The following is an 18,560-nucleotide window of genomic DNA, read 5'->3' on the forward strand; positions in this document are numbered from 1 at the left end:
AGATTTAGGTAAAAGAAAGTTTATGGACACAACAAAAGCAACCGCCGTACTTTTTGATTTTGACGGCGTGGTGGTAGACACGGAAACACAGTACAGTCACTTCTGGCATGAAATGGGAAAGCAGTATTTGGGTATGGATGATATTGAAGGCAGGGTGAAGGGCCAGACGCTGGTCTATATTTATGATACCTTTTTTCCGGGCATGGCGAAGGAACAGGCCGAAATTACCGAACGGCTGAACCGCTTTGAACAGGAAATGTCATTCGACTTTATTCCCGGAGTGCTTGACTTCATTGCCGACCTACACCGGAATGGGGTGAAGACTGCCGTAGTGACCAGCTCCAACGAAGCGAAGATGGCAGCTGTCTATCGGGTTCATCCCGAAATAAAGACTCTTTTCGACCGTATCCTTACGGCCGAGATGTTTACGGCTTCCAAGCCTGCACCGGATTGTTTTCTGTTGGGTATGGAGGTTTTCGGCACAACTCCCGACACCACATATGTATTCGAGGATTCCTTCAACGGGCTGAAAGCCGGCATGGCTTCAGGAGCTACCGTTATAGGGTTGGCAACCACCAATTCCCGTGAAGACATAGCTCCGTTGTGTCATTATGTATTGGATGACTTTCAGGGATTCACTTACGATAAATTAACTCAATTGTACAAGTAATCAGAAAAAGGATTACCTTTGCGCCGAAAATTAAATTGAGTAATTGTAAATTGTAAATTGCCAAATTGTAAATACTATCATGGGTTATATTTCAGACGACACTCGTAAAGTGACTACACATCGCCTTATCGAAATGAAACAGAGAGGCGAAAAAATATCAATGTTGACATCATACGACTATACTATGGCGCAGATTGTGGACGGTGCCGGGGTAGACGTGATTCTGGTGGGAGATTCCGCTTCCAATGTAATGGCAGGCAATGTCACCACGCTTCCCATCACGCTCGACCAGATGATTTATCATGGCAAATCCGTGGTTCGAGGTGTGAAGCGTGCCATGGTCATTGTCGACATGCCTTTCGGCTCTTATCAGGGCAACGAACTGGAGGGATTGGCTTCCGCTATCCGTATTATGAAAGAAAGCCATGCCGACGCCCTCAAACTGGAGGGAGGCGAGGAAATCATCGGTACGGTGAAGCGTATCCTCAGCGCCGGTATTCCCATCATGGGACATCTCGGACTGATGCCCCAATCCATCAACAAGTATGGAACATATACGGTCCGTGCCAAGGATGATGCCGAAGCCGAGAAACTGGTACGCGATGCGCATTTGCTGGAAGAAGCCGGATGCTTCGGACTGGTATTGGAGAAGATTCCTGCCGCATTGGCTGCCCGCGTGGCAAGCGAGCTGACTATACCCGTTATAGGCATCGGTGCCGGTGGCGATGTGGACGGCCAGGTGTTGGTGGTTCAGGATATGCTGGGTATGAATAACGGTTTTCGTCCCCGTTTCCTGCGTCGCTATGCCGACCTGCATACAGTGATGACGGATGCCATCAGCCGTTATGTTTCCGATGTGAAGAATTTAGATTTCCCGAATGAGAAAGAACAGTACTAACAAACTCATGACACTCAATTTTTGGCGGATGTGTACGGCAAATCTGTTGCTGTTCATATCCGTCTATATGCTTTTCCCTTTGCTTCCTTTTGTGATGGGAGAGCAGTTGGGTGTTTCCGTCGGGCAGGCGGGCAGCATGTTTCTGGTCTTTGCGGTGGCCATGTTTGCTGTCGGTCCTTTCCATGCCTATCTGGTCGATGAATATAAAAGGAAACACGTGCTCCTTTACTCCGCACTCATTATGCTGGCGGCTGTTCTGGGATATGCCTTTGTGGATGGTTATACGAAATTTCTGCTGCTTGCCGCTGTGCAGGGAGCATGTTTCGGGCTGGCAACCACAGCGGGCATTACGGTGGCCATCGACATAACGACTTCCGCGCGCCGCAGCGCAGGAAACATGGTATATGCATGGGCTGCACGCTTGGGCATGCTGGTGGGTGTTGTGTTGGGCATTGGAATGTATAAGATGTATGGTTTCCGTATGGTGACCTATCTGTCCGTAGCGGCCGGACTGGCTAGCATATTTTTCGCATCGAGGGTATATGTGGCTTTCCGTGCTCCGATAGGCGTGTCGTTGTGCAATATGGACCGCTTCTTATTGCCGCGTGCATGGGTACCTGCCATCAATATGCAGTTGATTGCTTTTGTACCGGGAGCGTTGCTGCCACTGATGTTTGTGGGCGATTACTGGTCATTGGCGGCATTGGCTGTATTGGTGTTCATTACAGTCCCGTTCATGAAGATGTTCGTCAAGCTGTCGCACCATTGCCAGCGTGGAACGGCAAACACCACTTGCCATTTGTTCATGGAGGCAGGGCTGCTGGTGGGCATGGCTGTGGCTTGCCACCTGATGGACAAAGCGCAGATATACCATGTGGCGTCTGTTGCTGCTATGCTTGCCGTATTTTTCTTTGTACTTCTGACCTATCCTTATTATAAGAAGAAGCGGGTGAGGTAAGGGATAAATACAATCAATCCTATAATGGCCGCCGTTGCAGCACATACCAGTACTGCTCCGGCGGCTATGTCTTTTACTTGCCCTGCCACGGGATGCTGTTGGGGAGACACCAGGTCGACCAGCTTCTCAATGGCGGTATTGAACAGTTCGGCTGCTATCACCACTCCGATGCAGAGAATGATTATCATCCACTCCATGCGGGTAATGCCTAAAACGAATCCTGCAATGACTACCACAGCCGTAACTATCAGATGGAAGCTCAGGTTCTGTTCTTTTCCTATGCAACACCGGATACCTTTCCAAGCATATCCGAAACTGCGCAACTGCTTTTTAAAGTCGTACTTCATGGATTATAGTTGTTGCTTAATTCCTTGAAACCTGTTTCACTCCCTTTACTGTTCTCAGTTTCTTGACGAGCGCTTCCAGATGTCCCGTATCGCTCACCATGATGGTCAGTGTTCCGGAGAACAGCCCGTCATGCGAGTCAATGCCGATGCTTCTCAAAGTAATGCCCGTTTCTTTGGAAATGATGGAAGTGATGTTGGTCACGATGCCGATGTCATCGTGTCCAACTACGCGCAGGGTGATGGGGTACTGTGTACCTTGTGACTTTCCGGCCCAGCGTGCCTTCACGATACGGTAGCCGAAACGTGAGTGCAAATCACTGGCATTGGGACAATCGCAACGGTGTATCTTGATACCTCCCGTCACACTGACAAAGCCGAATACATCATCTCCATAGATGGGATTGCAGCAGCGTGCCAACTTGAAATCCAATCCTTTCAGATTTTGATCAATGACCAGTACATCTTCTTTGGTACCTATCTCTTCCGGTATGCCTTGTTGAAGGTTATAGCCTTCAGCACTGCGGTAGACAATATCGTCGCGCGTATCATTTTCCCGTCTTTGCTGTTCCTGGTATTTGTCTATAATCTCGTTGACATCCAGTTCTTCATCGGCTATGGCTTGATAGAAGTCGGTCACTATCTTGAAACCGAGGCGCTTGATGAGGCGCATCATGGTTCCTTCATCATACTCTATCTTCCGGTTCTTGAACTTGCGTTCCAGGGTTTCCTTAGCGAAGGCGTGCTGGCGTGCAGCCATTTCCTTCAATGCCTGGCGTATTTTGGTGCGTGCCTTGGAGGTGGTTACGATGTTCAGCCAGTCCTGCTTGGGCGTCTGCGTATTCGATGTCATTATCTCCACCTGGTCACCGCTATGCAGCATTTGCTTCAGCTGTACATTCTTGCCGTTCACTTTTGCACCGATACATTTGCAGCCCAGTTTGCTATGGATGTGGAACGCAAAATCGAGCACGGTGGAGCCTTTGGCAAGTTTGAACAAATCACCTTTGGGAGTAAATACAAATACCTCGTCTTCGTACAAATCCAGTTTGAACTGGTCCATCGTTTCCAGTCCGTTGCTGTCCGAGCTCTCTAAGGCTTCGCGTACGGAAGTCAGCCATTCGTCAAGACCAGATTCACCTTTCACTCCTTTGTATCGCCAATGGGCGGCCAGGCCTCGTTCGGCAATATCATCCATGCGTTCGGTACGTATTTGTACTTCCACCCATTTGCCTTCGGGGCCCATCACGGTGATGTGCAGTGATTCATATCCGTTGCTTTTAGGTACGGACAGCCAGTCGCGTAGCCTTTTCGGGTTAGGCTGGTACATATCTGTTACGATGGAGTAGGCCTGCCAACATTCCAGTTTCTCCTTTTCCAGGCAAGAGTCCAGGATGACGCGGATGGCGAACAGGTCATACACGCCTTCGAAGGGGCATTTCTGCTTCTTCATTTTCTGGTAGATGGAGTGGATGGACTTGGTGCGTCCTTTGATATGGAACTTCAGTCCGGCTTCTTCGAGCTTCTTCTGTACCGGTGCAATGAAGGCGGCAATGTACTTGTCACGCGATGCCTTGGTCTCATTCAGTTTTTCCTTGATATGGTAGTAAACTTCCTTTTCTGTATATTTCAATGAGAGGTCTTCCAGTTCCGACTTCAATTTGTACAGACCCAGCTTATGGGCAAGGGGCGCATAGAGATAAGCCGCTTCGTTGGCTACCTGCCGACGGGCTTCATCGTTCTTGCAATCCTTTATCTGCCGCATGATGTTTACGCGGTCGGCAATCATGATGAGAATGACACGCATGTCCTCAGCGAAAGTCAGCAACAAGTTGCGGAAATTCTCGGACTCGATGGTAGGGCTTTTGGAATAAAGTTCGTTTACACGTATCAATCCCCGGATGATGCCTGCCACATCCTCGCCATAGATTTGCTCCACTTCCAAAGCGGTGCAAGTGCCGCAGCGCACGGAGTCGTGCAGCATGAGCCCCAGGATAGAAGCACGCTTCATTCCGATTTCTTCCGCTACAATGACAGCCGTCTGCATATCTTTGATGACGGGATTCAAACCGAATATATCACGCTGGATACGGTTGTTCTGTATAGTATTGACAAGATGTGTTTTCAGCTTTTTGCAGTCCCCCTTCTGGAGGGTTTCTCCGGAAAGTTGCAACAGTTTGCGGTAGAGCGAGAAGAGTAAATCTTTCTCTTTGATAGTGAAAAATTCATCAGTTTCCATAATCGTCCGTATTTTATGCTTCAAAGGTAAGTTTTTTCTTCATTTTCTTGACGGCAGTTCTGCTTTTTTTGTATTTTTGGGCATGAATTAATAAAACAAGATATTATGATAACACCGCAAGACAAAGAGTTGCTCGAAAATAAAGGCATCTCCGAAGAACAAATAACCGAACAGTTGGCTTGTTTCGAAAAAGGTTTTCCATACTTGAAGCTGTCTGCCGCCGCTTCTGTAGAAAAGGGTATACTGGCTCCGAATACGGATGAACAGAAGAAATACCTGGATGCCTGGGAGGCATATACACAAACCGATAAAGTGGTGGTGAAGTTTGTGCCTGCTTCGGGTGCTGCCAGCCGTATGTTCAAGAACTTGTTTGAATTTCTCGGGGCAGACTATGACACTCCCCAGACAAACTTTGAAAAGACTTTCTTTGAGAAAATAGAGAAGTTTGCCTTCTATGATGACTTGAATACCGCTTGCCAGAGGACTGCCGGAAAGGATATACCGACTTTGGTTGCCGCTGGAAACTACAAGGCGGTTGTTGCTGCCTTACTCGAAGGGGCCGGACTGAACTATGGTGCTCTGCCCAAAGGATTGCTTAAGTTCCATAAGTATGAAGACGGTAGCCGCACGCCGCTGGAAGAGCACTTGGTAGAAGGAGCATTGTATGCTGCCAATAAGAACGGTAAGGTGAATGTGCATTTCACGGTTTCGCCCGAACATCGTGCCTTGTTCAAGGCTTTGGTAGACGAAAAGGCTGCCGCTTATGCAAAGAAGTATGGGGTGGATTATAACATCTCTTTTTCGGAACAGAAACCGAGCACCGATACCATTGCCGCCGATATGGAAAACAAACCCTTCCGCGACAATGGCAAATTGTTGTTCCGTCCCGGCGGTCATGGCGCCTTGATTGAAAACTTGAATGACCTTGATGCGGATATTATCTTCATAAAGAATATAGACAATGTGGTACCCGACAAGCTGAAAGGTGACACCGTATTATATAAGAAACTGATTGCCGGTGTGCTGGTAGCGTTACAGCAGAGAGCGTTTGCTTATCTGCAGTTGCTTGACAGCGGGAAGTATACACACGAGCAAATTCTTGAAGTTCTGCAATTCCTGCAGAAACAACTCTATTGCAAGAATCCGGAGACAAAGAATCTGGAAGATGCCGAGTTGGTTATATATCTGAAAGAGAAGCTGAACCGTCCGATGCGTGTTTGCGGTATGGTGAAGAACGTAGGCGAACCGGGCGGAGGTCCGTTCTTGGCATACAACAGTGACGGTACTATCTCTCTGCAGATTCTGGAAAGTTCGCAGATTGATATGGACGACCCGGAAAAGAAGGAAATGTTTGAAAAAGGTACCCATTTCAATCCGGTGGATTTGGTTTGCGCCGTACGTGACTATAAAGGACATAAGTTCAATCTTGTGAAGTATGTGGATAAAGCGACGGGGTTCATCTCCTATAAGTCCAAGAACGGCAAGGACCTGAAAGCGCTTGAACTTCCCGGTTTGTGGAACGGAGCCATGAGTGATTGGAACACAGTATTTGTAGAAGTGCCTCTGACTACATTCAATCCGGTAAAGACGGTGAATGACTTGTTGAGAGACCAGCACCAATAAGAGGATTTACTATTAGACGATTTACGATGTACGATTGGGATTGCTTTGGCTTGTGGCGGTTTATTGTCTAAAGTAACTCTAATCGTACATCGTACGTCGTCAAATCGTAAATATATAAAATTGTAAATAAAAGAATTGATGAAAAAGATTTTATTGTTAGGTTCCGGTGAGTTGGGCAAGGAGTTTGTTATTTCCGCCCAACGTAAGGGCCAGTATATCATTGCTTGCGACTCGTATGCCGGAGCGCCTGCCATGCAAGTGGCAGATGAATGTGAGGTATTCAGCATGCTCGATGGAGATGCTTTGGAACGTGTAGTACGCAAACACCAGCCGGATATTATTGTTCCGGAAATTGAGGCTATCCGTACGGAACGTCTGTATGATTTCGAGAAAGAAGGCATTCAGGTAGTGCCCAGTGCACGCGCCGTGAACTTTACCATGAACCGTAAAGCCATACGTGACCTTGCAGCTAAAGAGCTGGGATTGAAGACTGCTAAATATTTTTATGCCAAATCTTTGGATGAACTGAAAGCTGCTGCTGAAAAGATAGGTTTCCCGTGTGTGGTGAAACCGCTGATGTCCTCTTCCGGTAAAGGCCAGTCTCTCGTAAAGAGTGCCGACGAACTGGAGCATGCCTGGGAGTATGGCTGTAATGGTAGCCGTGGAGACATCAAAGAACTTATCATTGAAGAGTTCATCAAGTTCGACAGTGAGATAACACTGCTCACCGTAACACAGAAGAATGGTCCGACCTTGTTCTGCCCGCCTATCGGCCATGTACAGAAGGGTGGGGACTATCGTGAAAGCTTCCAGCCTGCCCATATTGACCCTGCCCATCTAAGGGAGGCGCAGGATATGGCAGAGAAAGTGACCCGTGCCTTGACCGGTGCCGGATTGTGGGGAGTGGAATTCTTTCTCAGCCATGAGAACGGTGTCTATTTCTCCGAACTCTCTCCACGTCCGCACGATACGGGTATGGTAACCCTGGCCGGAACCCAGAATCTGAATGAGTTTGAATTGCACTGTCGTGCGGTGCTTGGTCTGCCTATCCCTGGCATCAAGCAGGAGCGTATAGGAGCCAGTGCTGTCATCCTTTCTCCGATAGCCAGTCAGGAACGTCCCAATTATCGTGGCATGGAAGAGGTTACGAAAGAAGAGGATACTTATCTGCGTATTTTTGGTAAGCCTACTACCCGCGTAAACCGCCGTATGGGTGTAGTGCTGTGTTATGCACCTCTTGACAGTGATCTTGACACGCTGCGCGACAAAGCGAAGCGTATTGCTGATAGGGTAGAGGTATATTAATGATTAGTGATGTATGATTGGTGATTTGTTGATGAATGGATATCATTAACAAATCACCAATCGTCAGTATTAATCATTGAAAAAGAGTCCGGGATAAATCTCTCCTCCAAGTTCTGTTACATCGAGGCTTTGTAATAGTTTTCCATCCGGAGCATAGAACAGTTGGAATTCTTCATCGGAATTGTATTGTTCCACCTCAATTATTATCACTGTGGGATGTTTGGGAAAGGTGATGATTCTTATATCCCTTAATCTCATGCCGGTCATTGTACTGCTCATGAATGCTTCTGCCACGGGAGCCGGCACTTTTTCCAGTGACTCTACATCCGTTTCAGTCATAACCCACTCCGCTTGTTTATTGAACCAGACATCAATTTCCTGACCATCTGCAATAAATTCTGCCACGTAGCAACCGGCCATTTGCTCCCATTCTACATCCGTTGCTTGAGGATAGAGCGTTTGAAAAGCTGTTTGTATATTTGCAGGAAGACGTCCTTCCGCAAAAGCGGACACCGACAGCAAGGCAAGTAGTCCTGCCAGAATACAGAATTTGAACTTTTTCATAATCAAGGTTGTTTTGAGTTTTCTGTAAGAACAACCTTGTTGTATTTTTGTTTCCGGAAATCAGTATATTGGTTGATACATTTTTAAATATCAGTGAACCGGCCTTTGTATACAAAAGCTTTTTCTCCGAAATCCACTTCCGGTAATACGGCATCTTCCTTGAATAATCCGTAAACAGATGACCCCGAACCACTCATGGAGGCATATACAGCTCCTTGCCGGTACATCTCTTCCTTGATTTCTCCAATAGCCGGGAATTGGGGGAATACGCTTTCTTCAAAGTCATTGACCATTCGTCCGTTCCATTCTTCTACGGGAAGTTGGGCAATTTCTTTCAGGGACATTTCCGGATGATGCGGTTTTATTTTTGCAAAGGCATCCCGTGTAGAGACGAAAATGTCCGGCTTCACCAACCATATCCGATATCCTTTCAGTGAGAGGGGAAGGGGAGAAAATATGTTTCCGATACCTTCTGCGTAAGTCGGACGGTTTTTGATGAAGAAGGCACAATCGGCACCCAGCTTGGCGGCATACTCTTCCAGAGTGTCATCCGGCAGTCCGAGTTCAAACTTATTATTCAGAAGCTTCAGCATGAAGGCTGCATCGGCCGAACCGCCACCCAGTCCGGCTCCCGAGGGAATATGCTTGAAGAGATGAATATCTACCGGAGGAAGGTTGAACCGGTCATCCAGTAACTTGTAGGCTTTCACTACCAGGTTACTCTCTGCTTCTCCCTCAATTTCCAGACCTGCTTGATGCAGACGGAACTTTCCGTTTCCTTCGTTCAAGATATTTATTTCCAAAGCATCTTCTATGGGAACCGGATAGAAAATGGTTTCCAGATTATGGTATCCGTCCGGACGCTTTTCTGTGATATTCAGTCCCAGGTTTATTTTGGCATTTGGAAAAGTCAGCATGGCGTTGAAAATTAAGAATTAATAATTTAAAATTAAAAGGAGAAGCTATTGGAGTGCAGCTTCCGAAGACAAAGTTAGTGATTTCTGTTCATAGTAGATTGAAAACTTAACAATGATTTATTTACTGCTTATAAATAAATTCGCTTATCTTTGCCATACGAGCGAAGATAGGCTGCACCTCAACATAACTTTTTCATGCAAGCATGAAAGTTATGTATTCGGTTTGCACTATCTTTGCTTTCCCTTTCTAAAAGGGAAATTCATTTAATTTTTAATTTTCAATTTTTAATTCTTAAAGTGGCAGAACAAAGAAGAACATCCCGTACTCCGAAAGGAAAGGCACCACAGCCCGTAACAGACTACGGACGTATCCAGCCGCAAGCGCCGGAGCTGGAAGAAGCTGTCTTGGGAGCCTTGATGATTGAGAAGGACGCTTATTCGCTGGTAAGTGAAATTCTTCGTCCGGAGTCATTCTATGAGCATAGACATCAGTTGATATATTCCGCTATTACCGATTTGGCCGTGAATCAGAAGCCGGTCGATATCCTCACCGTGAAGGAGCAACTTTCCAAGCGGGGAGAATTGGAGGAAGTGGGCGGCCCGTTCTATATTACCCAACTCAGCAGTAAGGTGGCATCTTCTGCACACATCGAATACCATGCACGTATCATTGCACAGAAAGCTTTGGCACGTGAACTGATTACTTTTACCAGCAATATCCAGAGCAAGGCTTTCGACGAGACGCTGGATGTGGACGACCTGATGCAGGAGGCCGAAGGAAAACTGTTCGAGATTTCCCAGCAGAACATGAAGAAGGATTATACACAAATTAATCCTGTCATTGCCGAAGCCTATGATTTGATTCAGAAAGCTGCTGCCCGTACCGATGGTTTGAGTGGCTTGGAAAGTGGGTATACCAAGCTGGACAAGATGACTTCCGGATGGCAGAAGTCCGACCTCATCATTATTGCAGCCCGTCCTGCCATGGGTAAAACGGCGTTCGTACTTTCCATGGCAAAAAACATTGCCGTGAATTTCCGCAATCCCGTAGCACTGTTCTCGCTTGAAATGAGTAACGTGCAGCTGGTGAACCGTCTGATATCCAACGTGTGCGAGATTCCGAGTGAGAAAATCAAGAGTGGCCAGTTGGCAGACTATGAATGGCAGCAGTTGGATTACAAACTGCGTGACTTGCTGGATGCTCCGCTTTATGTGGACGATACGCCTTCTTTGTCGGTATTCGAACTCCGTACGAAGGCACGGCGTCTGGTACGTGAGCACGGAGTGAAGATTATCATCATCGACTACCTTCAGCTGATGAATGCAAGCGGAATGTCTTTCGGTAGCCGTCAGGAAGAAGTTAGTACCATTTCGCGTTCATTGAAAGGTTTGGCCAAGGAGCTGAACATTCCTATCATCGCTCTGTCGCAGTTGAACCGTGGTGTGGAGAACCGTGAAGGCGAGGAAGGCAAGCGTCCCCAGTTGAGTGACCTTCGTGAATCCGGTGCCATCGAGCAGGATGCCGATATGGTGTGCTTCATTCACCGTCCCGAATATTACAAGATTTATACTTCTGCCGATGGCAGTGACTTGCGCGGTATGGCGGAAATCATCATAGCAAAGCACCGTAACGGTGCTGTGGGGGATGTGCGTCTGAGATTTATCGGACAGTACACCCGTTTCCAGAATCCGGAGGATGATATGGTTATCCCACCTCCGACGGAGGGTGGAGGAGCTACATTCGGTTCACGTATGAATGCGCCTATTGGAAGTACGGCAACACCGCCACCTCCATCGGCTGCTGATTTTCCGCCACAGACGGACAACCCGTTTGGAGGTGTGGGGTCGGACGGGCCATTACCTTTCTGATGTATTTTTATGGCTACACCCTTTGCCTTGAATGCCTATACCATCGTAGAGTGATGGCTACACCTTTAGGTACAAAGGGTGTAGCCATGTTAAATACTGTATTTGAGCCTATTTACTTATTCTAAAACCTTCAATGTGGACAGTAAGAACGTCAATTTTACTTTTGCTCCCTTTTCCGTTTTGATTGTGCCTCAGGCATCTGCTGTTCTGTGTTTATTTTATCAGTGGATAGAGTATCTTGTTTTATTTCTTGTTCCTTTCTCAGCCGGTTGAGTTTCCATCTGTTCCAGAAAAGGAGCTCACTCCATTTGTTGAAATCCTTTTTGAAGATAATGCCAATACCTTGTGTTGTCAGATTTGTCCGGGTGTAGTAGCGGTCGTTCGTTTCGTTGTACGCTTTCAGGCGGATGTCTCCGGAACGGTTGACGAGCCATTCCGCTTCAAAGTCTCCCACAAAATTGGTATTTGCCATCGGATTGTCACGATAGCCAAAATTACCATTGATAAGTAGTCGGTTATTCAATAATTGTCCCGAAAGCATGGTCTCGAACTCCATGTCTGTCCAGCCTCTTTCACCGGTACTGAAATTGGTGCCGAAGTTCCAGTTATTGACATCGAGAATGTTTGATAAAGCGTTATTCAACTGTCCGGAAAGGGTGGATGAAACAACACTGGACATCATATTCGAATTCTGGGTGGCTCCCAAGTTTTCCGGGGTATAGAACTTGCCGATAGCCAACAGATAGAGTATCTGCATGTTCATTTGCTCGTCAGTAGGAATATAGTTACGGACAATGGCCTGCACTTCATCGCGTTCGTTGGGCAGCTCGATGTCGAATTTTACATCGGGTGAAGTCAATTGTCCGGTAAGGTCCATCATACAGTTCACTTTTACATTTGTTTGGCTGATGTAGCCGGAGGTTGCCTCGTTGGGCATTAGGTCATTTAAGGATGCTGAGTTGACCGTATAGCCTGCTTTTATGTCCAGAGTGGCATCCAGCGGCGAACCGTTGAATGTAATGGTACTTCCATCCCTGATAATAAAGTCCTTTCGGATAACCTCTTGCAGACTGAATTTATAGACTCCCTGGCTTATCCGGTAACTGCCGAACATTTTTACATCTCCTTTATTGAAGAACTCAGTACGGATATTTCCGGTTCCCCGTCCACTGATATAGTCGCCGGCGATAGGGTCCATGATAATCTTCATGGTAGCGTCGGGGGTGGCGTCTACCAAGAGATTCAGCCGGATGTCAGTGTCGCTCTCTTTCTCTTCCTCGATTTCCTTTTGGGCAATCTCGTAGTCGGAAAGGCGAACAGAGTCTTGTACGGCACGGCGTGGCGTCTTGTCCACAAACTTGATGAACTGGTTGCTGACTGCTGTAGATACGTTATCCTTTATATAGGTAAAGGTGGTGTTACGATTGGTAGTCATTGCAACGTCAATGTTAACGCCATCTTGGGCATTACCGGCAATAGTGGCATTCCCCGTACCGTAGACGGTGCCGTAGAAGGGATAGTCCGGTGATTCTTTGGTATTCATCACCAGCATGTCGTTGACATTGAAATTGAAACGGTACTCCAGGTTCTTGAAATGCTGATAGTGCAGATAGCCGCTCATGCTGCCTTGATGCCCTTGCGTGTCGAAAATGCGGTTGTTGCGGAAGGTCAACCCGCCGGGCTCGATGTAGATGCTGTCTTTGACGGAGAAAGTGGTGTTGAGCACGTCTACCTTCATGGAAGCATCGCCGAATACACGCCCTTCCATGGTGAGAGCCTTGAATTTGCCATAGAAATGTACATGGCCGGTGGCACGTCCGTTGAATTCGGGCGTGATGCTGCTCATATAATGATGTATAAACTTCAAGTTGGTACCGCCCGCTTCAATTTGGAGATCCAATGAACTGGTGGGCTTCAAGGGATAGACATAGCCATACACATGGCTTTTGGCGATATCTTTCTCCCTGATATGGGCATCCAGATAGATGCCCTTCACGTCGTGGTGCCATTCTCCGTGTATGTTGGCATCACCCAGCAAGCCTTCGTTCAATCCGAGGTTGCGGATAAACAAGTCGGTGCTCATGACGGGGTTTTCCAGTACTCCGCTGGCGAAAGCCGGACCGGTGGCTTCTCCTTTGAAATTGACTCCGAGGTCTGCAATGTCGAACACATAACCGATGTTGATTTCCTTCAAATCCAGACGTACTGTATCTTCGGGATGTGGTGAAACGATGCCATTGATACGCAAGTGCCGGTCTTTATGGCTGAAGTAGAAATCATTGACATACACTTTGCCGGAGTCGAGTACTACCTGGGAAGGATGTATATCCCACAGTGTATCGTTCAGTATCACGTTGGTGGGCTGGACATCAATGACGGTTTTTAAGGGGGGAAGTTTCCTCTTGCTTTCATTCGCTTCTTTCTGTTCACGGATGAAGTGGGCGACGGCGGCGAGTTTCCCGCTGTAGGTTACAGTGCTGCTGTTACCCCAGTTCAGCGTGGTCTGTATGCTGTTGTTCTGGGCTTGCGCTTCTAAAGCTATATTGACAGCGCCGCTTGATTTGCGGTTGCTGAAGCGTAGGCGTGTATGGAACTGGTCACCGGGATTCTCGCAAAGGAACATTCCGGATTCGATGAATTTGTTTTCATAGCGGAGACGGGGAAAATAGCCTTCTACACGGAGTCGCTGTGCCTTGTCATTGAAGTATCCTTTAATGGTGGAATGGGTATATACTTTTACCGGAATCTGAAAGACGGTGGAGAGTAGTTCCGTATTGTAAATGTGCATGTCGAAATGGAAATTGTTCTCCGTCTCTATGGGTTTCTTGTCTGGCAGAATCAAGGCGGGGATATAACGACGCATGATATTCAGTACACTGGCAGGCAGGGTACGATAAGAATAATCGCCTTCTATGCGACCTTGGAGAAAGTTGGATTGGATGGTCAGCCGTTTCTGGTCTTCGCTTTCTCTGATGGCGGATATCTTCAGATTGTCCAGGAAGTATTGTGTTTCCGGAGCTGCGAACAGTAAGCTGTCAACGTTGATTTCACCGTTCATCTCGTCAATGGAACCGCCGGTGAAGTCAGCCTTGACTTTGACTGATATTTCCGTATCTTCATAGTTGGGTGTCAGATGTAGGGCATGAGGACGAAATTTGTCGATGCTTGCCTGAAAGTTGAAAGTCGGTACCCGACTGGCGGTATTGATGGTACCGTTCAAAATAACAGAACCATTGGTGTCATCCAAGGCGACTTTTCCCGTGAAGCCTCCCTGCTTGTATTCTCCATCCAGGGTGATATTTTCGTAATTGTAGTCGCTGTAATCAATGGAGGCAACCAGCCCTTTCAGCAGTACGGATGGGTATTGGTTTTCGTAATGGCTGCTGTTGACATCCAGATTGAAAGTTACTTTACCCAGTTTTTTGTTACCCAGCATCTTGCCCAGCTCAAACTCTTTGGTTTTCACTGCACCGGAATAGGCAAAATAACCTTTATCTTTGTTAGAACTTAGTTTTACGTCAGTTTGGATGGTTCCGATGTCAGTGCGTACTTGTCCGTAAGTTACGAGGTCTGTGAAGTAGCCCGATACTTCTCCACGGAAGGAAACCGTTCCTAAGTGTTGCAGGACGGGAGGTACTCCATTATAGTTCTTGCTGAAATTCCGGACAAAGAAGGCAATTCCTTCCGGGTCTGCGTACAAATTGGACAAATTGCCGAATATATAAGCATTTTCCGGATGGGAAAGGTCTTGTAGTGATACGTCTCCCCTCAGATAAAAATGATTTCCGACAGAGACGGAAAGGTGCGGGCAATTCAGTTGATTGACAGTGCCGTCCGTCTGTACCTCTACTTGCAATTTTTCCTTGAAGGAACCAAAAGCCGGAACAAAAGCCGATAAATCCTGCAAGGCGATTTGAGAGGGCAGCAAATGGAATGAGAAACGGACATCTTGGGCAAGATTGTCAAACGCCCCCAGACTGTCATAATCCATGTGTATAGTATCCATTGCCAAAGAGGTGTTGGGGAGGTCGATGGCGAAATTTTCGATTTTCATCCGTTGGTCATTGCCGATAACCTTTAGGCTTAGTTTCTTCAATTCAAATCCGGAATGTTCTTCTTCGATGCTCAGACGCTTGATGGCGGCATTGATAGAATCATTTTGCAATGCTTTTAGGGAGATGTTTGCAATAATGTTACGCAAGCGGAGATGCTGTGGATTGAACTTTCCCGGAGTCTCTTTCTCGGACAGCACATCATACGAAACCTTTCCGCGGCGTATCAGTAAGGAATTGATACGGAGATCCAGGTTGTTTTTCTTTTGAACCGTATCTTTGGATGCGAATGCGTCGAGTACAAACTGAAAATTAGGTTTATCCTTGGGAGTCTGCTTGTTCAGATTGATGTTAAAGCCGAACAATTGTATGTTACTGATGGATATTTTGCCGCTGAATAGGGGGAGAATATCGAATTTGGCAGAAAGACGGGTCACCTTCAGCATTTCCTTGCCAGACTGGTCGTCCAGGAGCAGGTCGTCGATGATGATGCGGTTCAGCAATCCTATGTTTATTCGCCCAATGGAAATCTTGCTGTCCAGTATGGAAGCCAGTTCATTGGCAACAAATACAGACATTTGTCGCTGAACGGATGGAATGTTCAGCAACAATATGGTACCGATATACAATCCCAATACAATACCGAGTACCCAGCGTACTGTTTTTTTTAGCTTTCTGATAGGCGGTTAATTTTTATAATCAGCCAACAAAAATATGAAATAATACGTTATGAATCGTACTTTTATCACTACTTTTGCAGCGTTTAAACGTAAATAAACATTATGAGTACAATAATCTTGGGAATAGAATCTTCTTGTGATGACACTTCTGCAGCTGTCATCAAAGATGGTTATCTGCTTTCGAATGTGGTGGCCAGCCAAGCTGTGCATGAAGCATACGGCGGGGTAGTGCCTGAACTGGCTTCCCGCGCGCACCAACAAAATATAGTTCCGGTAGTGCATGAGGCATTGAAACGCGCCGGAGTAACCAAAGAGGAATTGAGTGCTGTGGCTTTTACACGTGGACCGGGATTGATGGGGTCATTGTTGGTGGGGGTATCTTTCGCCAAAGGGTTCGCCCGTTCATTAGGTATTCCTATGATTGATGTTAATCATTTGACTGGTCATGTGTTAGCTCATTTCATTAAAGCAGAAGGTGAAGATAATGTGCAGCCGGAATTTCCTTTCCTCTGCTTGCTGGTTTCCGGTGGAAACTCACAGATTATCTTGGTGAAAGCCTATAACGATATGGAAATTTTGGGGCAGACCATTGATGATGCCGCCGGTGAAGCCATTGACAAATGCTCGAAGGTAATGGGATTGGGATATCCGGGTGGTCCGATTATTGACAAACTGGCTCGGCAAGGTAATCCTAAAGCCTTCTCGTTCAGCAAACCGCATATTCCAGGGTTGGATTATAGTTTCAGCGGACTTAAGACCTCGTTTCTTTACTCTCTGCGCGACTGGATGAAGGACGACCCCGATTTCATCGAACATCACAAGACGGATTTGGCGGCATCACTGGAAGCTACCGTTGTAGATATCTTGATGGATAAGTTGCGCAAAGCTGCCAAACAATATAAAATAAAGGAAGTGGCTGTTGCAGGAGGCGTTTCTGCCAATAACGGATTGCGTAATGCTTTCCGTGAGCATGCCGGGAAGTATGGTTGGAAAATATTTATTCCGAAGTTCAGCTACACAACGGATAACGCTGCCATGATTGCCATTACCGGATACTTCAAGTATGTGGATAAGGATTTTTGTCCGATGGAAGCACCTGCTTATTCACGCGTAACTTTAGGATAATATATAATAAGGTATGAAGTTGGAAGAAAAGGTAGGAGAGCTGCTGAAAGCAAAGAAATTGTCCCTTTCCACCGCAGAAAGTTGTACGGGTGGAGGGATTGCCGCTCTGATTACTTCCGTTCCCGGCAGTTCGGAATACTTTAATGGTAGTATAGTGGCGTATTCCAATGAAATAAAGATGTCTTTGCTGCATGTATCTGCCGAAACTTTGGAAAAACATGGAGCAGTAAGCCGCGAAACTGTTACAGAAATGGTGAAAGGTGCGATGAAAACGCTGAAAACAGATTGTGCAGTGGCTACTTCCGGTATTGCAGGTCCTGGAGGTGGGACTCCGGAAAAACCAGTGGGTACGGTGTGGATAGCTGCTGCCTATAAAAATGAAATAGTTGCCATGAAGCAGGAGGGGGACGAGGGAAGAAAGGGAAATGTGGAAAAAGCAATTCAAAATGCCCTTTTGTTGCTTTGTGAGAAGCTGAAATGAGGAAAAAATGCTATCATACAGTGAATTATTTTAAGAAAAACTTGTTTGGTAACGATAAAAGTGCTTACTTTGCGCTCTGTTTGAAATAGGCAAAAAAGAAAACTATAAAATTAAGATAGAAATGTCAAAGATTTGTCAAATTACCGGAAAGAAGGCCATGATTGGCAACAATGTTTCACACTCAAAGAGAAGAACAAAGAGAACCTTTGATTTGAACTTGTTTAACAAGAAGTTCTACTATGTAGAGCAGGATTGCTGGATCAGCCTTAGCATTTGCGCTAATGGTTTGCGCATTATTAATAAGAAAGGACTGGACGCTGCTTTGAAAGATGCGGTAGCTAAAGGTTATTGTGATTGGAAAAGCATTAAAGTTATTGGCTAAAGTAGAGGAGAATACTGATTATGGCAAAGAAAGCAAAAGGTAACAGAGTACAGGTGATTCTGGAATGCACAGAACACAAGGATAGCGGTATGCCGGGTACTTCTCGTTATATTACGACGAAGAACAGAAAGAATACCACAGAGAGATTGGAGTTGAAGAAATACAATCCGATTCTGAAGAGAGTGACAGTACATAAAGAAATTAAATAATAAATCTATAACTTATGGCAAAGAAAGCGGTAGCAACCTTGCACGAAGGAAGCAAAGAAGGACGTTCTTATACAAAGGTTATCAAAATGGTGAAGTCTCCTAAGACTGGTGCTTACATCTTTGATGAACAGATGGTCCGTAATGAAGATGTTCAGAACTTCTTTAAGAAATAAGATAAATACAGTGGCTGTAAAGCGCTGATGACTTATAAAGATCCCCCTTGTCGGTATTTCCGGTAAGGGGA

General features: G+C 46.3%; 16 protein-coding genes. 11 read left to right on the forward strand and 5 right to left on the reverse strand.

Features of this window, described 5'->3' with window-relative positions; all coding sequences use genetic code 11:
- Positions 1-22 precede the first annotated feature (22 nt).
- The 3 genes from DW896_RS04425 (at position 23) to DW896_RS04435 (ending at position 2,526) form a co-directional block, all read left to right on the forward strand.
- On the forward strand, positions 23-670 hold the full coding sequence (locus tag DW896_RS04425; RefSeq protein ID WP_005837215.1) for an HAD family phosphatase: 648 nt from the start codon (positions 23-25) through the stop codon (positions 668-670).
- A gap of 76 nt (positions 671-746) precedes the next feature.
- A complete protein-coding gene (panB, locus tag DW896_RS04430; protein ID WP_034523185.1) occupies positions 747-1,568 on the forward strand; it encodes a 3-methyl-2-oxobutanoate hydroxymethyltransferase in 822 nt (273 codons plus the stop codon).
- On the forward strand, positions 1,549-2,526 hold the full coding sequence (locus tag DW896_RS04435) for an MFS transporter (RefSeq protein WP_009038365.1): 978 nt from the start codon (positions 1,549-1,551) through the stop codon (positions 2,524-2,526). The genes panB and DW896_RS04435 overlap by 20 nt, the downstream gene beginning before the upstream one ends.
- Here DW896_RS04435 and DW896_RS04440 read toward each other — a convergent pair.
- Both DW896_RS04440 and DW896_RS04445 read right to left on the reverse strand, forming a co-directional pair.
- Complete coding sequence (locus tag DW896_RS04440) at positions 2,502-2,873, reverse strand: diacylglycerol kinase family protein (protein WP_008664485.1); 372 nt, start codon at positions 2,871-2,873, stop codon at positions 2,502-2,504. The two genes, DW896_RS04435 and DW896_RS04440, sit on opposite strands and share 25 nt — an antisense overlap.
- Before the next feature lie 16 nt (positions 2,874-2,889).
- Positions 2,890-5,109: a bifunctional (p)ppGpp synthetase/guanosine-3',5'-bis(diphosphate) 3'-pyrophosphohydrolase gene (locus DW896_RS04445; protein WP_005827714.1), complete on the reverse strand. Its 2,220-nt coding sequence runs from the start codon at positions 5,107-5,109 to the stop codon at positions 2,890-2,892.
- Between the two features lie 105 nt (positions 5,110-5,214).
- On the opposite strand from DW896_RS04445, the gene DW896_RS04450 reads away from it, so the two are divergent.
- Positions 5,215-6,732 (forward strand): DUF4301 family protein, encoded by a 1,518-nt coding sequence (locus DW896_RS04450; protein ID WP_008664488.1) that lies wholly within the window; start codon positions 5,215-5,217, stop codon positions 6,730-6,732.
- A gap of 138 nt (positions 6,733-6,870) precedes the next feature.
- Positions 6,871-8,037, forward strand: coding sequence for a formate-dependent phosphoribosylglycinamide formyltransferase (gene purT / locus DW896_RS04455; protein ID WP_005827720.1), 1,167 nt, complete (start codon positions 6,871-6,873; stop codon positions 8,035-8,037).
- Between the two features lie 69 nt (positions 8,038-8,106).
- Here the strand turns inward: purT and DW896_RS04460 are convergent, their stop codons facing one another.
- Complete coding sequence (locus tag DW896_RS04460) at positions 8,107-8,601, reverse strand: PepSY-like domain-containing protein (RefSeq protein WP_005827722.1); 495 nt, start codon at positions 8,599-8,601, stop codon at positions 8,107-8,109.
- A gap of 83 nt (positions 8,602-8,684) precedes the next feature.
- Complete coding sequence (gene ispE / locus DW896_RS04465) at positions 8,685-9,518, reverse strand: 4-(cytidine 5'-diphospho)-2-C-methyl-D-erythritol kinase (RefSeq protein WP_009038366.1); 834 nt, start codon at positions 9,516-9,518, stop codon at positions 8,685-8,687.
- Between the two features lie 297 nt (positions 9,519-9,815).
- Here ispE and dnaB point away from each other — a divergent pair, with 297 nt between their 5' ends.
- Entirely contained in the window at positions 9,816-11,387 is a 1,572-nt protein-coding gene (gene dnaB, locus DW896_RS04470) for a replicative DNA helicase (RefSeq protein WP_008664493.1), read from the forward strand.
- Positions 11,388-11,544: 157 nt separating this feature from the next.
- Here the strand turns inward: dnaB and DW896_RS04475 are convergent, their stop codons facing one another.
- A complete protein-coding gene (locus DW896_RS04475; protein WP_117713684.1) occupies positions 11,545-16,017 on the reverse strand; it encodes a translocation/assembly module TamB domain-containing protein in 4,473 nt (1,490 codons plus the stop codon).
- Positions 16,018-16,221: 204 nt separating this feature from the next.
- Here DW896_RS04475 and tsaD point away from each other — a divergent pair, with 204 nt between their 5' ends.
- The 5 genes from tsaD to DW896_RS04500 all read left to right on the forward strand — a co-directional run bounded on the left by tsaD (position 16,222) and on the right by DW896_RS04500 (position 18,489).
- Positions 16,222-17,244 (forward strand): tRNA (adenosine(37)-N6)-threonylcarbamoyltransferase complex transferase subunit TsaD, encoded by a 1,023-nt coding sequence (tsaD, locus tag DW896_RS04480; protein WP_117713683.1) that lies wholly within the window; start codon positions 16,222-16,224, stop codon positions 17,242-17,244.
- Positions 17,245-17,257: 13 nt separating this feature from the next.
- Positions 17,258-17,725 (forward strand): CinA family protein, encoded by a 468-nt coding sequence (locus DW896_RS04485; protein WP_009038369.1) that lies wholly within the window; start codon positions 17,258-17,260, stop codon positions 17,723-17,725.
- 121 nt (positions 17,726-17,846) lie between these two features.
- Positions 17,847-18,107, forward strand: coding sequence for a 50S ribosomal protein L28 (gene rpmB, locus DW896_RS04490; RefSeq protein WP_004291052.1), 261 nt, complete (start codon positions 17,847-17,849; stop codon positions 18,105-18,107).
- 20 nt (positions 18,108-18,127) lie between these two features.
- Positions 18,128-18,316 (forward strand): 50S ribosomal protein L33, encoded by a 189-nt coding sequence (gene rpmG, locus DW896_RS04495; protein ID WP_002560155.1) that lies wholly within the window; start codon positions 18,128-18,130, stop codon positions 18,314-18,316.
- Between the two features lie 14 nt (positions 18,317-18,330).
- Entirely contained in the window at positions 18,331-18,489 is a 159-nt protein-coding gene (locus DW896_RS04500; RefSeq protein ID WP_005827735.1) for a DUF4295 domain-containing protein, read from the forward strand.
- Positions 18,490-18,560: the final 71 nt, after the last annotated feature.

The organism is Bacteroides sp. AM41-16 (assembly GCF_003603495.1).
Classification (GTDB): domain Bacteria; phylum Bacteroidota; class Bacteroidia; order Bacteroidales; family Bacteroidaceae; genus Bacteroides; species Bacteroides uniformis.